Genomic DNA, 14,490 nt, shown 5'->3' on the forward strand with positions numbered 1-14,490 from the left:
CGGGCCTGTCGATCGATGACAGGCGGTTCGGTGGCGGCGGTCAGATTTTAGCGCCGGCACGGCCGCCGGGGCGACTGGCGATACCGCCGCTGGTTCGTCTCTGGTGCGATCGGACCATGGCCCCAGCGGATCGCGGGCTTCTCGCTAGCGCTCACAAGGCCTCGAGCGGAATGGCGCGATTGATCACCGCCCGCATGGCAAAGCTCGATTGCAGTCGCGCCACGCCCGGCAGCCGCGACAGCTGCATCTTGTGGATGCGCTCATAGTCGGCGATGTCGCGGGCGAGCACGGTCACCGTGTAGTCGTCGCTGCCGGACATCAACAGGCAGCGCACGATGGAGGGACATTTGCGCACCGCCTCCTCGAAGCGGGCAAGGGCATCCTCGCTTTGCTTCTCCAGGGTGATGCGCACCACCACCGTGGTGGTCAGGCCGAGCTTGTCGGGCGCGATCTCGGCCTGATAGCCGGCAATGACGCCGGCGTCCTCCAGGGCTTGCTGGCGGCGCGCGCAGGCGGTCGGCGACAGGCCGACCTGCCTGCCGAGTTCGACATGGCTGATGCGGCCATTGGCCGAGAGCGCACGAAGGATCGCGAGATCGAAGGTGTCGAGCGTCATCGATGGTTTCCTGCGTGAAATCACGGAGCTGCGCTTGAATCCTGCGCCGATATCTCTAACGCCGTCCCAGATCGATGGGAAGCGGCGTGGCGAGGCGCTTAACCTCCAGTCCGTCCCCGTCGAGGAATACTGCCATGCTTGTTGGTGTCCCCAAGGAAATCAAAACCCATGAATATCGCGTCGGTCTGACCCCGGCCGCGGTCCGCGAATATGTCGCGGCGCGCCAGGAGGTGATCGTCGAGACCGGCGCGGGCGCCGGCATCGGCGCGACCGACGCGGATTACGAAAAGGCCGGCGCGCGCATCGTCGCCAGGGCGGCCGAGGTGTTCGCCCGGGCCGACATGGTGGTCAAGGTCAAGGAGCCGCAGCCGCAGGAATGCGCGCAACTGCGTGCCGGCCAGATCCTGTTCACCTATCTGCATCTGGCCGCTGACCGGGCGCAGGCCGAAGCCCTCATGAAGTCCGGCTGCACCGCCATCGCCTATGAGACGGTTACCGATGCGCGCGGCGGCCTGCCTTTGCTGGCGCCGATGAGCGAGGTGGCCGGCCGGCTGGCCATCGAGGCCGCGGCCTTCAGTCTGCGCCGTCATGCCGGCGGCCGCGGCCTGTTGCTCGGCGGCGTGCCCGGCGTGCTGCCGGCGCGGGTGCTGGTCATCGGCGGCGGCGTGGTCGGCACCCATGCGGCGCGCATGGCCGCCGGCCTCGGCACCCAGGTGACCGTCATCGACCGCTCGCTGCAGCGGCTGCGCGAACTGGACGATCTGTTCCATGGCCGGATCCAGACACGCTATTCCACCATCGACGCGATCGAGGAAGAGGCCCTGGCGGCCGATGTGGTCGTCGGCGCGGTGCTGATCCCCGGCGCCAGCGCGCCCAAGCTGGTGCGTCGCGAGATGCTGTCGCGGATGAAGCGCGGCGCGGTCATCATCGACGTCGCCATCGACCAGGGCGGGTGTTTCGAGACGTCGCGGCCGACCACCCACGACGCGCCGACCTATGAGGTCGACGGCGTCATCCACTATTGCGTCGCCAACATGCCGGGTGCCGTGCCGCTGACCTCCAGCCATGCGCTGAACCACGCGACGCTGCCCTTCGGCCTCGCGCTGGCGACGCGCGGCTTGCAGGCCTTGGTCAACGATCCGCATCTGCGCAACGGCCTCAACATCCATCGCGGACGGGTCACCAGCAAGCCGGTGGCCGAAAGCCTGGCCCTGGATTTCCAGCCCGCGAGCGAGGCGCTCGCCGCCTGAGCTGGCCACCTCACGCCGGCCGGCGCGCTTCGGCGTGCCGGGCCGGGTCGAGATAGTCGGCGGCGCAGAGCGCGTGGAGCTTGACCACCGCGATCGCCTCCTCGATCGTCACATGCTCGTCGTCGGTCCCCATGCTGAGCGGCGAGGGGCCGCAGATGACGGCGGGAATGCCGCGCCAGCGCCAGTAGCGGGTGTCGGTGCCGCCGAGGCTCGACACCGGCGGCGCATCCGATCCGAGCAATTGCCGGATATTGGCCCTGAGGATGCCGGCCATCTCGCCGGCGGGATCGGTCATGCTGGCGGGATAGCTGTGATCCCAGTTGACGCGCATCTCGCAGCCATGTTCCGCCGCCAGGCTCTCGATTTCGCCCCGGATGGCGTCGCGGTCGGATCCGATGGGGATGCGGATGTCGAGATGGGCGATGCAGTCGGTCGGGATCTGCGTCGCCTTCTGGCCGCCCTTGATGATGCCGATATTGACGGTGATGCGCCGCGCGATGTCGCCCGCGCCAGTGCCGAGATTGGCATCGGCCGCCGCGATCGTTTCGGGCGAGCTCAGGATCGCATCGACGTCCGCCGGCAGTTCGGCGAGCTTCAGGTGATAATCCGCGTAGATCCGCGCCGTCAGCTTGCAGATCCGCTCGATCGGATTGGGCGCGTGGTGGGGATAGCCGCCATGGCCGCCCTTGCTGCGGGAGGAGAGCGAAAAGCGCAGCGTCGCCTTTTCGGTGAACCGGAGCGTGCCGAGGCCGCTCGGCTCGCCGTTCAGGCAGCAATCGCCGCTGATCTCCTCGGGGATTTCTTCGAACAGGTAGCGAGTGCCGAAACGGCCGCCCGACTGTTCGTTCGACACCACGGTCAGGGTGAGGGCGCCGGCAAGCCGCTGTCGCTCCTGGTGCAGGTAACAATAGGCCAGGACCGAGGCGAGGGTGCCGGTCTTCATGTCGGAAGCGCCGCGCCCATAGATCCTGCCGTCGCGGATCTCCGCCGACCAGAGGGCGTCGTTGGTCACCGGAAATACGTCGAGATGGCCGTTCAGCACCAGATGGCGGCCGGTCGTGGCGGCGTCCCAGCGCCCGACGATATTGGGCATCGTCGCGTCGAGCGCGACGGTGCGATGCGGCACGCCGAAGCGATCGAGGATCGAGCGCACGAAATCGGCGGCTTCGCGCTGTCGCCCGGGGGATTGACGCTGCGGATCCTCAGGAAGCGCTGCAGCAGGCCGATGATCTCGGGGCGGTTCGCGTCGATCAGGTCGGACAGTTCCGACTTCAGCGTCGTCCGTGGGTCCGGCATGCCATGCTCCTTTGCTGCCGCGGGCCCGTTCGCGAACGGGCCCGCGGCCGTCATGGTGTCAGATCGGGTCGCCGGCGCCGGTGCCGCGGTGCGGCGTCGGGAAGGTCCACTCCTCGCCGCGCGCGGTCTTGACATATTCCGGCCACCGCAGGTCGACCGGCGGATCGAAATCGGCCGGCAGCAGCGGCCCGACCCAGTCCTTGCCGCCGACGCCGCCGCCGGTGCGCTCGTCGAATTCGGCCTTGCAGGCCGCGAGCGCCCCGGGCTTGGTCGCGAGATCCACCATGGTCAAGGCCATGGTCTTGGCCGCCACGAACAAGCCGGGGTCGACCGCCGCGGGCAGGCCGCCGAGCGCGTTATAGGCCCAGTTCGGATAGGCATAGCCGGGCGAGGGCGGCTGCAGCCGCGGCCTGGCGGCGAGCAGCCGCACCGTCGGGCAATGCCAGGAATATTCGACATAGTCGTCGGCGCTCAGATGGGTCTGCCAGCCGGCGAGCGTGCGTTTCAAGCCGGCATCGTTCTCCGCCGGCGTGGTCAGCGTGGTCACGCTCTTGATGAAGGGATTGGCCATCGGTTCCAGGCCGAGATTCTTCTGGATCTCGCGGCCGAAGGCGAGCGCGGTTTCGTCATAGGTCGGCGCGCCGACCGCCTGGAGATTGGCCCAGGTCAGCTCGGTCAGCGCCGTGTTCGGCAGGCCGACGCGCGTCTTGGTCACCCAGCGCACGAAGGCCCGGCAGCCGGTCGCCATGGCCGCCGATTTGGCGTTGCGGGCCAGGACGCGCCAGATCTGCTCCTGGATCGCCAGCGACGACGAGCGCCAGGAATATTGGATCTGGCTGAAGCGCGGCGGCAGGTTGTCGGAGGTCGCGCCGGCATCGCCCAGCACGAATTCGTTGAGTGTCCAGGAGCCGCTATGCGGGAACATCGCCTCCTTGGTGTATTTCGTCGTGGTGTACATCAGGCACATGGCGTCGAGGGCGCCGGGCGCGCGGGCCACCGCATGGGCCGTCTGCGACGGCATCAGCGAAGGATCGACCCAGTTCTCCGGATCGTCGGCCTCGAAGGTGATGACCGCGCTCCAATAGGCGCCGAAATGGATATCGCCGGTCACCGTGTTGCTCGGCCAGGGATGCCAGACGACGGCTGCGTCCAGGTCGTCGAAATAGCCTTTGGCGGCGTGGATCGGCTTGGAGCCGCAGACCTTTTCCGCCGGCTCGCCGAACAGCTTCAGTCGGGCGGCGACACCGTGCTGCGCGAAGGCGGCTTTGGTGGCGAGCATGGCGGTGAGCGACGCCGTGCCGAGCACCGAGTGCGGATCGGTATGGCCGGCGGCATAGGGATGCAGCCCCTCGCGCGGCGCCTCGCGCGGCACCACCTGCTGCGAATTGCCGGGCACCGCGTCATATTCCGAGAAGCCGGCCAGCACCGGCCCCTCCTTGCCCCAGCTTGCCGCGAAGGCAGTGGGCATGTCGCCGGAGCCGGCCTCGACGCTGAAGCCTTCCTCGCCGAGGATCGCGACATAGGCGTCCAGCGAGCGATATTCACGCCAGGCCGGCTCGGCGAAAGCCCAGATCCGCTCGTTGAAGGCGGACAGGCGCGGTTCATTGCGCGCGATCCAGTCCAGCGCGGATTGGCGAATGGCGTTCGATGCAGTCATGCGAAGTCTCCGTTGTCTGCTGCGCGACGCACCCGTTCAAACGGGGTGCGCCGGTCGTCTCCGGTGTTGGGATGAGTGCGGGCGCCGCGTCAGGCGCGCCGGACGTTCCAGAAGGTCGCGAAACCGTCGAGCACGCCGGTGATGGAGTTGCGGAAAGCGGTCGGCTGCAGGTACTGGCCGAGCGGGTAGTAGGGCACGTCCTTGACCGCCTCGAGCTGGATGTCGCGGCAAATGGCGGCCTGGGCCGCCTCGTCCGCGGTCTCGAACCACTGCGAGCGCAAGCTGTTGATGCGCTCGTTCTGCGACCAGCCGGCATAGGTGCCGTCGGCGCGCAGCGCCATGTGAACCGCCGGGTTCAACCAGTCCATGCCGGCCCAGTTGGTGACGAAGGCACTCCAGCCGCCTTCCGACACCGGACCCCGGCGGTTGCGCCGCTGCAGCATGGCGTTGAACTCGACGACATAGATTTCGACATCCATGCCGACCCGCTTGAGCATATCGCCGGCCACCGCGCCGATGGCGGCGAGCGCGCCGGCATTGGAGGCCATGATGACCACCTTTTCGCCCTTGTAGCCGGCGGCTCTGAGCTCGTCCTTCACTTGCTCGATCCGGCGCGGGCCGGCGAGCATGTCCAGCCCGGCGGTCGTGGCCATTGGCGTGCCCGGGCAGAAAAAGCCCAGCGGCACGTTGTACAGGCTGCGGTCATCGGTGCCGACCACGGCCTCCATATAGTCGTTCTGCGCAAGTGCGCCCCACAGCGCCCGGCGGATCGCCGGGTTGTCGAAGGGCGGATGCAGATGGTTCATCCGCATCATGCAGACGAAGCCGGTCGGGTCGAGCACGCGGGTCGTCACCTGGCGTGCGGTCTTCAGCATCGGCAGATGGTCGTGATAGGCATATTCCTGCCAGTGCTGGGCACCCGACATCAGGGCGGCCGTGGCGGTCGAGGCGTCGGGGATGGAGTTCCATTCGACCCGGTCGAAATGCACCACCTTCGGCCCGGAGGTCCAGCCGAGCTCGCCGTCCTTGCGTGGCACGTAGCGGTCGAATTTGGTGAAGACATTGAGCGCGCCGGGCGCACGCTCGTCGGCCTTGAAGCGGAACGGACCGCTGCCGATGATCTCGGCCACCGGCTTGGAGACGTCGGTATTGGCCAGCCGTTCCGGCATCATCGCGCAGACCGGCACCGAGGCCTTGCCGAGCGCGATCGGCAGCAGCGGGAAGGGCCGCTTCAGGCGGAAGCGGATGGTGCGGTCGTCGGGCGCCGACAGTTCCTCGGTCGCATCCATCAGCGATGCGCCGAAGGTGTCGCGCTGGGCCCAGCGCTTGATGCTCGCCACGCAGTCGCGCGCCAGCACCCGTTCGCCGTCGTGCCAGAACAGGTTGTCGCGCAGCGTCAGGTCCCAGCGCTTGCCGTCATCATCGACGCGGTGGCCGTCGACCATTTGCGGCGTCGCCTGATAGCGCGAATTCATGCCGTAGAGCGTGTCATAGACCATATAGGCGTAGTTGCGGGTGATGTAGCCCGTGGTCAGGATCGGATCGAGCGTGATGAGATCCTGCTGTGGCGTGAAGCGCAGCGTGGTTTCCCCGGCCGCACGCACCCGCGAGGGCAGGGCGAGCGAGGTCGCGGCGATGCCGGCTGTCTGCAGGAAATCCCGTCGTCTCATGGGGCGGCTCCAATGCTGCAAGGGGTTTTGGCCGTGCGGCCGGTCCGCGCGGCTGATGAGATGCGACAGGCGTCAGGGGCGGCCGGTCTCGGGCGACCAGGCCGCGCGGCGGCGCGGCGTCGTTCCGGACCATCGGTTTTTTCGGTCAGCGCGACCACCGTGCCAGCTCTCCGTCATCGCCGTCCTTCGCTGCGCGAAGGCGCGGCGCGGGACAAAGACAGACCGCGTCTCAAACCACGGGCGATGGGCGGAGCCGGCCGGATCGGGGCCGGCCGGGGCGACCATTTGGCATGGTTCGTTGACAGCGATGGGGCAGCGTCGGCTGCCCCGGAACAAAACACCACTGCCGACATCGCGTGGTAGCAATTCGTTCTCACGGGGGGCTCGGGAACCCATGCGTGTGCGCCCGCGATCCATGCCGTCCGCGGGTTGAAGGCTAGGGGCGCTTTCGCCGCCTGGCGGCCCTGCGGGTTGCTGGTCGCCTCGGCGCGGCGCGCTCGGGCATCAACCGGATTCGATCTACGGGACGGGCAGGGCCGAAGCCAGCAGCGCCACGCCGGAGGCGGCCAGAAGCGACAGCACGATCCTGCGGAAGGCGGCCTCGCTGACGCGGTGATAGAGCCGGGCGCCGAGAAGGGTCGGGATCAGCATGGCCGGGGCGACGACGGCGAACAGCGGCAGCATGTCGGCGGTCACCGTCCCGGTCGCGACATAGGCCGCCATGGTGGCGGCGAGCGTCGCCAGGTTGAAGTTCTGGATGATGCCGCGTTGGCTGTCCTTGTCCATGCGGCGCAAGGTGCACCACAGGATCGGGATGGCGCCGGTGAAGCCGCCGATGCCGCCAAGCACGCCGCCGACCAGCCCGGCCGCCCCGTCGGCGCCGGCGCCACCCGCGGTGACGGGCGGCAGGTGGCGGGCAAACAGCATGAACGGGCACCAGACCACCAGCAGCAGGCCGAGAACCGCCTTGAACAGCCGCACGTCGAGCAGCGGCAGGATGGCGACGCCGATGGGAATGCCGGCAAGGCCGCCGATCAGGAAGGGCAGGAGCCGCTTCGGGTCGAAGCCGCGCCTGACCGAAAAGGCGGCGATCACCTGGCCGGTGAGCGACCCGAACACGACCAGGGCGGCGGCGAGCCGCGGGTCCACCGTCCACGCCCAGAACGACATGGCGACCAGGCCGAAGGCAAAACCGGAAAGGCCCTGAACGAAGCCGGCGACGACGGCTCCGAGCGCGATGATCGCCGCCTGCGGGCCCATCGCCAGCATCATCGGGCGGCCTCGACGCGCGCCTCCACCGATTTCGCGGGGATCAATGCGATGGCGAGTTCCAGAATAGCGGCGACCAGCAGCACGGCGAGCAGCGCCGCCTTGCCGAAATGGACCAGGACCCAGCCGCCAATGACCGGAAAGCCGAAAACTCCGATGAAGTAGAACATCACGAACCAGGTCAGCGCCGCATGGCGATGGTCGGGCCCGGCATGATTGACTGCCCAGGTCTGGATGACCGGATAGACCAGGCCGTAGCCGATGCCGGTCAGCACCGCGGACAGGACCTGGAACAGCGGGTGGACGCCGGTGCCGAACATCGCGACGACGCCAAGACCCATGCTGGTCAGCAGACCGGCGGCGAGAATGGATTGCGGCAGCCGGGACAGGAGCCGGGCGAGCGTCAGCCGGCCGGCGACGACGGTGATGGCATACACGGCGAAGAACGTGCTGGCGCTGGCGGCGGTGCCCTCCACCAGCGATGTCTGGAAGCTGAGCAGGCCGGAAAAGACGCAGGCGCCGAGCCCGACCATCAGCACCGGCCGCACCGCCGGGCCACGGATGATCAGCCCGATGTCGCGCACCCAGGGCCGGATCGCGGGGCCCTGGACGGCCAGCGGCGCCTGCTGCCCGAAGACCGCGAGCAGGATGGCCGCGGCGAAGCCGGCGATGGCGACCAGCAGAAAGGCCGTTTCGACGGAGAGGCCGAGCTGGTCGACGGCGAGAGTGAGCAGCACCGGACTGCCGCCGATGCCGGCCATCTGGAACGCGCCGAAGCGGGTGAACCAGAAGCCGCGATCGGCATCCGTGACCCGCTCCGAAAGCGCCATGGGAGCGCCGGTATAGAACATGCCCCAGCCGGCCCCGACCAGGAAGCCCGCGACCCGGGTGAGGACCAGCCCACCGCCGGCAACGGCCAGGATGAGGAAGCCGCAGGCAATCGCGCAGGCGGCGATCGCGCTCAGGCGGGCCGCGTCGAGACGCCCGGAGAACCAGCCGACCAGGGGCACGCCGGCAAAGGTGCCGATCATCGCCGCCCCGAGCGTCAGTCCCGTGTCGACGTCGCTGCCGCCATGGGCGCGATGATAGGCCGAGAGGAGGAATGTCGCGCCGTAGCCGGCGGCGGCCAGCATGGTGCCGGCGAAGAGGTAGGGAGCTGAGGAGGGGCGCATGGGCTCATGTCGGTCCTGGAGGAAAGTGGCTCCACTAGGGGCCGTCGCCGGCGAGAATCCAGCACCACTTATCTGCGGCCTCTTGGTCCACTTTCGTCGGTGGCCGCCTGAAGGCGCCGGTCGGCGGCGGCCCGGAGCCCCGGTCTCCGCCGGCGGAACGGCATGCCACCCGGTCGCGATCGGCACGTTGACTCGCCTTGCATTTAATTTAGAAAGAGAAAACTTGCTAAATTAATCCGGCCTTGATCGCCGGTCCCGGCGCGCGCCGGAGAGAGGCAACAGGCATGTCGAAGAACCCGGCGCGCGAAGGATGGCGGTCGCTTCTCGAGTGGCGATGGATCCCGACGCTCGCAATCCTGCTCGGCGGCGTGCTGCTTCAGTCGATGAACGTCTTGATGCTGACGACCGTGCTGCCGTCCATCATTGGCGAGCTCGGCGGCGTCGCCATGTTGAGTTGGCCGACGACCGCGTTTCTCGCATCGTCCATTGTCGCCGCCAGTTGCGCCGGCATGGTCGCCGCCGCGGTCGGTGCCCGGACGGCCTATTGCGCCGGCGTCGCGATCTTCGGCCTCGGCGCGCTGCTTTGCGCGCTCGCGCCGACAATGGGCTGGATCGTCGCTGGCCGCTTGGTCCAGGGGTTCGGTGGCGGCCTGGAGGCGGCCGCCGCCTATGTGGCCGTGCGGGCGACCTTCCCGGAGGCGATGTGGTCGCGGACGATTGCGTTGATGTCGACCAGTTGGAGCATGTCGGTCCTCCTGGGGCCGCTGGTCGGCGGCATGTTCGCCCGCTTCGGCAACTGGCGGAGCGCCTTCGTCGCGACCGCGGTCGTTGCCGGCCTGCTGGCCGTGAGTGCCGCCGTCGTTCTGCCCGCCAGCCCGTCGCGGCGCCGGGCGTCCGCTGCGGCCATTCCCGTCGGGCGCATCGCCCTGATCTGTGTCGCCATCGCCATGATGTCGTCGGCATCGATCGCCGACGGGCCGCTTGCGAAAGCCGGCCTGATCATCCTGGCGATCGGCGCACTGGTGGGGATGCTGCGGCTTGACCGTGCCGCGGCGGCGCCATTGCTGCCGCGCGATGCGTTCTCCTTGTCCACCGTCTCGGGCATGGGTTTGTGGCTGGCGCTGCTGCTGTGCATCACGTTCAGCCCGCTGCAGATCTACGTGCCGATCTTCCTGCAGCACCTGCGCGGCCTGGATCCTCTGGCGGCCGGCTTCATGGTCGCCGGCGGTTCACTGGGATGGACGATCGCCTCGCTGGTCACGGCCGGCGCGTCCGGGGCCTGGCCGGGCCGGCTCATGGTGGCCGGGCCGGCGACCATGGGCATCGGCCTGACGGCCATGGCCCTGCTGCTGTCGAGCTCCGCGGCGACGCCGCTCCTGGTCCCGGTCATTGTCGCGCTGGGGATGGGCATCGGCCAATGCTGGCCGCTTGTCGCGCACCGGATCATGAGCGGCGCGAAGACCGGCGACGAGACGGTTGCCGCTTCCTCGGTCCTCACCGTCCAGCAGACCGGTTTCGCGTTGGGCGCGGCGCTGGCCGGCGTGGTTGCCAATGCCAGCGGCTTTTCCGATGGGGGTGCCGACGACGGCATGGCGCGCGCGGCCTTCTGGGTGCCGGCGAGTTTCGTCGTGCCGGCGGCCATCGCTTGCCTGGCGGGCTTGCGTTTGCGCCGGTTGCCCAAACCCTGAGGTCGTTTCGCGGGGCCGGCGATCGAGCGCGCCGTGCCCTGGCGTCATCCCCGATAGGCAAGCGAATCGTCATAGAGGCTGCAGAAGGCGGTGGCGGCGTCGCAGGCGATGGAGGCGACGAGCGCCGGCAGCCGCGACGTCGCCGCCTCCGGATAGACGGCCGAATAGGCGGTGGGGGGAAAGGTCGGGCTGACCTTCAGCACCCGCAGCGACCCCTCGCGCAATTCACGCTGAATGGTCACCGGCGGCAGCACCGCGATGCCGATGCCGGCAATGGCCATGCCGACCGTCGTCGTGAGCGAGTTGGAGCGGTGGACGATCAGATCGTCGGGGCCGTGGCCGGAAATATAATCGATCAGGCGCAGGTCGTTATAGGTGCCCGCCTCGTAGGAAATGATCGGATAGGCGGCGATGTCCTCCGGCGTCAGGACCTCGTCCTCGCCATGCTGCACCAAGCCCGGGCTGGCAACCCAGAACATGCCGAGCGTGCACAGGTCGACGACCCTGAGCTTGCCCGCTTCGGTTGGCGAGATGACGAAGGCGATATCGATCTCACCGGCTTCGAGCTTGCGCAGGAGGCCCGCGCCAAGACCCGTGAGCACCGAGAAGCGGACATTTGGGAACTGCCGCCGGAGCGTGCTGGCAATGTGGGGCAGCAGGGCCAGCGCCATGCTCGGCGGCAGGCCGATCCTGACCGATCCCTTGATCACCGATGTCGGGTCGAGGCTGCGGACGAGCTCGTTGTAGCGCGCCACGATGTCACGCGCGCCTTCCACGAAGGTGCCGCCTTCGGGCGTCAGGCGCACGTCGCGCGTATCCCGCTCGAACAGCTTGAAGCCGAGCTCCTGCTCCATCGCCGCGATCCGGTTCGAGATCGCCGCCGAGGTGATGTTCAGGCGATCGGCGGTGGCGCGGAAATTACGCAGTTGCGCCAGCCAGATCGCGGTCTCGAGAAAACGAATGTTCATGCCGCACGTGAACCTCTCGATCGATGCCGCCGCACGCTGCCGCTGCTGCGTCCGGCCCAGGCCGGTGCCCGATATCCACGACCCGTTTGCACCATGATCGACCGGTCATGACGATCGGGCCCCGGTATCAAGCGACCGCATCCTGGATCGGCACCGGCTCGCCCCGGGCGACGCAGGCGATATTGCCGAACATCTGCCTGACGGTCTTTTCGAAATTGTCGGCGGCCATCGCCGCCAGATGCGGCGTGACCAGCAGGTTGTCCAGCTGCAGCAACGGGCTGTCCGGCGGCAAGGGCTCGGTCTCGAACACGTCCATGGCGGCCGAATGGATCACCTTGTTGCGGAGCGCCCAGACCAGGTCGTCCTCGACCACCACGCCGCCGCGCGCGACATTGACCAGCACCGCCGTCGGTTTCATCGCCGTCAGTGCGGCCTTGCCGATCAGGCCCGTCGTTTCCCGCGTCAGCGGGCAGTGCAGCGACACGATATCGGATTGCGCCAGCAGGTCCGCCAGCGCGACGTGCCGCGCGCCGAGCGCCGCTTCCTCAGCCGCGTCCAGGCGGTGGCGGGTATGGTAGAGGATCGGACAGCCGAAACTCTTCAGAAGGCGCGCGACGTTGCGGCCGATGGCGCCGAAACCGACCAGGCCGACCGTCTTGCCCGACAGCATGAAGGTTTCCATCGGCAGCCGCCCGCCGCGCCATTCGCCCTTTTTCAGCTCGGCATGGCCGTAGCCGATGGCGCGCAGGGTCGACAGCATCAGGCCAATGGTGAATTCGGCGACCGGCACCGCATTGCTGCCGGTGGTGCGGGCGACCTTGATGCCGCGGGCGCGGGCCGCCGCGACATCCAGGTTGTCGACACCGACGCCCCATTTGTGCAGCAGTTTCAGCTTGCGCGCCGCGCCGAGCACCTCGCCGCTGACCCCGACCTGGCCGGCGATGGCGTAATCCGCCTCGGCGATGATCTCCTTCAGATGGGCGTCGCCGCGCGTCTGGCCGTGGGTCAGGACCATGCCGAGGGGCAGAAGCGCGCGCAACTGGTTCGCCCGCTCCTCGGTCAGTGGGTCCAGCACAACGATGGTCTCGGTCACGTCAAGTCTCTCCGTTCCAGGGCCGGCTGCCCGCCTGAGGCGAGCGGCCGGAGTATTCATGCGATGGTGAAACGCACGCCGGCGCGCGCCAGGCCACCGGAAATGGCGACCGGCGTGCCGTCCGCGCGCCAGCAGGCGGCACCCGTCATCGTGCCGTCGGGGTTGAAGGCGATGGCGTTCATGCCGCCGGCGATGCGCTTGACGCGCTTGATCGCGTGGCCGCGGTCGGTCAGCGCTTGCGTCACGCTGTCGGGGAACGCCTCTTCCACCTCGAGGACACCGCCCTCGGTCCAGATCCGCGGCGCCTCGACCGCCTCCTGCAAAGTCATGCCGTGATCGATCAGGTTGACCAGGGCCTGGAGCGCGGAAGGGAAGATGCGCAGGCCGCCGGGGAGCCCGAGCGCAAAGGCGAGCTTGCCGTCGCGCAGCGCCATCATCGGCGCCATCGACGTGAAGACGCGCTTGCCCGGCGCGATCGACAAGGCATGGCCCGGATGCGGGTCGAAATTATACATGTAGTTGTTGGCGATCATGCCCGTGCCGGGCACCTGGACGCAGGCGCCGAACAGCCCGTTGATGGTCTGGGTCGAGGACACCACATTGCCGCTGGCATCGGCCACCGTGACATGGGTCGTGTTGGCCGATTCACCGGCCGCAAGGCCGGGCCCCCAGGCTTGCGTCCGGCCGAGCGCGATCAGGGCGCGGCGCTCGTCGGCATAGGATTTGGCGGTCAGGCGCTCCACCGGCACGTCGACGAAGGCCGGATCGGCGGTCGCCACCGCGCGGTCGGCAAAGGCGATCTTCAGCGCTTCCGCGAGCAGGTGCGTGGCATCGGCCGAGCCGAAACCGAGGCGGCCGATCTCGTAGCCTTCCAGGATATTGAGCATCTGCACGATGTGCACGCCGGCCGAGGAGGGCGGCGGCGGGCCGAGGATCTCGAAGCCGCGATAGCGGCCGTGGATCGCCTGCCGCTCCAGCGGCTCGTAGGCGGCGAGATCAGCCTTGCCGATCAGCCCGCCGGTGCTTGCCATGAAAGCTGCCAGGGCATCGCCGAGCGTGCCGGCATAAAGCGCCGCGGCACCCTGTTCGGCAATCAGCCGGAGCGAACCGGCATAGTCCTGCTGGCGCAGCCTCGCGCCCGCCGCGATCGGCGCGCCGCCCGGCAGCAGCAAGGCGGCGAGGCCGGCGTCGCGGGCAAGGTCCGCCGCGCAATCGGTGACGCAGTCGGCGAGATAGGGGCTGACGACGAAGCCGTCCTCGGCGAGCCGGATCGCCGGCGCCACCACTTCGGAAAGCGGCATGGTGCCGAACCGTTCGAGCGCCGCGCACCAGGCCGCGAGCGCGCCGGGCACCGCCACGGCGGCCGAACCGACCACATTGGCCCGGCCGCGGGTCTCCCGGTAATCGGGCAATGTGTCGGACAGCGGCTCGTACATGTCGGGGCGCGCCGCCGATGGCGCGGTGCTGATGCCGTCAAGGATCGTGTGGCGCCCGTCGGCGAGCCGGATATGGGCCATGCCACCGCCCAGCACGCCCACCATCATCGGCTCCACCACGGTCAGCGCGAACAGCGCCGCGATCGCCGCATCGACGGCATTGCCGCCGGCGAGCAGGATCTCGGCGCCGACGGCCGAAGCGCGCGGATGGTTGGTCACCACCATGCCCTTGGAGCCTGTCGCCGGCAGCTTCTCGCAGGTGAAATTTGCAACCCTGGGCCCGTGCACGCGTCGTCTCCTTCAGCGCCTCGATCAAAGCCGGACGCCGGAGAGGGCGGCCGAGCGTCTCATGATAACCCCCGCGGCCATGCAAGG

The 14,490-nt window shown here is 68.6% G+C and carries 11 protein-coding genes; 2 read left to right on the forward strand and 9 right to left on the reverse strand.

Going from position 1 to position 14,490, the window contains the following annotated elements:
* Positions 1-151: 151 nt before the first annotated feature.
* The gene (locus tag AC07WJ_RS24350; protein WP_494937261.1) at positions 152-616 is read right to left on the reverse strand and encodes an Lrp/AsnC family transcriptional regulator; all 465 of its coding nucleotides are present in this window, start codon (positions 614-616) and stop codon (positions 152-154) included.
* 134 nt (positions 617-750) lie between these two features.
* Between AC07WJ_RS24350 and ald the strand changes: the two genes are divergently transcribed.
* Positions 751-1,866, forward strand: coding sequence for an alanine dehydrogenase (ald, locus tag AC07WJ_RS24355; protein WP_494937262.1), 1,116 nt, complete (start codon positions 751-753; stop codon positions 1,864-1,866).
* Between the two features lie 10 nt (positions 1,867-1,876).
* Here the strand turns inward: ald and AC07WJ_RS24360 are convergent, their stop codons facing one another.
* The 5 genes from AC07WJ_RS24360 to AC07WJ_RS24380 form a co-directional block, all read right to left on the reverse strand.
* Positions 1,877-3,019: a M20 family metallopeptidase gene (locus AC07WJ_RS24360; RefSeq protein WP_494937263.1), complete on the reverse strand. Its 1,143-nt coding sequence runs from the start codon at positions 3,017-3,019 to the stop codon at positions 1,877-1,879.
* Between the two features lie 201 nt (positions 3,020-3,220).
* Positions 3,221-4,819, reverse strand: a complete 1,599-nt coding sequence (locus AC07WJ_RS24365) for a zinc-binding metallopeptidase family protein (protein ID WP_494937264.1) — start codon at positions 4,817-4,819, stop codon at positions 3,221-3,223.
* Positions 4,820-4,908: 89 nt separating this feature from the next.
* On the reverse strand, positions 4,909-6,489 hold the full coding sequence (locus tag AC07WJ_RS24370) for an ABC transporter substrate-binding protein (protein ID WP_494937265.1): 1,581 nt from the start codon (positions 6,487-6,489) through the stop codon (positions 4,909-4,911).
* A gap of 519 nt (positions 6,490-7,008) precedes the next feature.
* A complete protein-coding gene (locus tag AC07WJ_RS24375) occupies positions 7,009-7,761 on the reverse strand; it encodes a sulfite exporter TauE/SafE family protein (RefSeq protein ID WP_494937266.1) in 753 nt (250 codons plus the stop codon).
* On the reverse strand, positions 7,758-8,930 hold the full coding sequence (locus AC07WJ_RS24380) for an MFS transporter (RefSeq protein ID WP_494937267.1): 1,173 nt from the start codon (positions 8,928-8,930) through the stop codon (positions 7,758-7,760). The genes AC07WJ_RS24375 and AC07WJ_RS24380 overlap by 4 nt, the downstream gene beginning before the upstream one ends.
* A gap of 284 nt (positions 8,931-9,214) precedes the next feature.
* Between AC07WJ_RS24380 and AC07WJ_RS24385 the strand changes: the two genes are divergently transcribed.
* The gene (locus AC07WJ_RS24385) at positions 9,215-10,618 is read left to right on the forward strand and encodes an MFS transporter (RefSeq protein WP_494937268.1); all 1,404 of its coding nucleotides are present in this window, start codon (positions 9,215-9,217) and stop codon (positions 10,616-10,618) included.
* A gap of 44 nt (positions 10,619-10,662) precedes the next feature.
* Here the strand turns inward: AC07WJ_RS24385 and AC07WJ_RS24390 are convergent, their stop codons facing one another.
* From AC07WJ_RS24390 to ggt, 3 genes are all read right to left on the reverse strand, one after another.
* Positions 10,663-11,586 carry a LysR family transcriptional regulator gene (locus AC07WJ_RS24390; RefSeq protein ID WP_494937269.1) on the reverse strand — a complete coding sequence of 308 codons (924 nt, stop codon included), beginning with the start codon at positions 11,584-11,586 and terminating at the stop codon, positions 10,663-10,665.
* 127 nt (positions 11,587-11,713) lie between these two features.
* A complete protein-coding gene (locus AC07WJ_RS24395) occupies positions 11,714-12,679 on the reverse strand; it encodes a 2-hydroxyacid dehydrogenase (protein ID WP_494937270.1) in 966 nt (321 codons plus the stop codon).
* Between the two features lie 56 nt (positions 12,680-12,735).
* Complete coding sequence (ggt, locus tag AC07WJ_RS24400) at positions 12,736-14,340, reverse strand: gamma-glutamyltransferase (RefSeq protein ID WP_494937537.1); 1,605 nt, start codon at positions 14,338-14,340, stop codon at positions 12,736-12,738.
* Positions 14,341-14,490: the final 150 nt, after the last annotated feature.

The sequence above is a fragment of the Phreatobacter sp. GW821-FHT04C01 genome, from assembly GCF_059420385.1.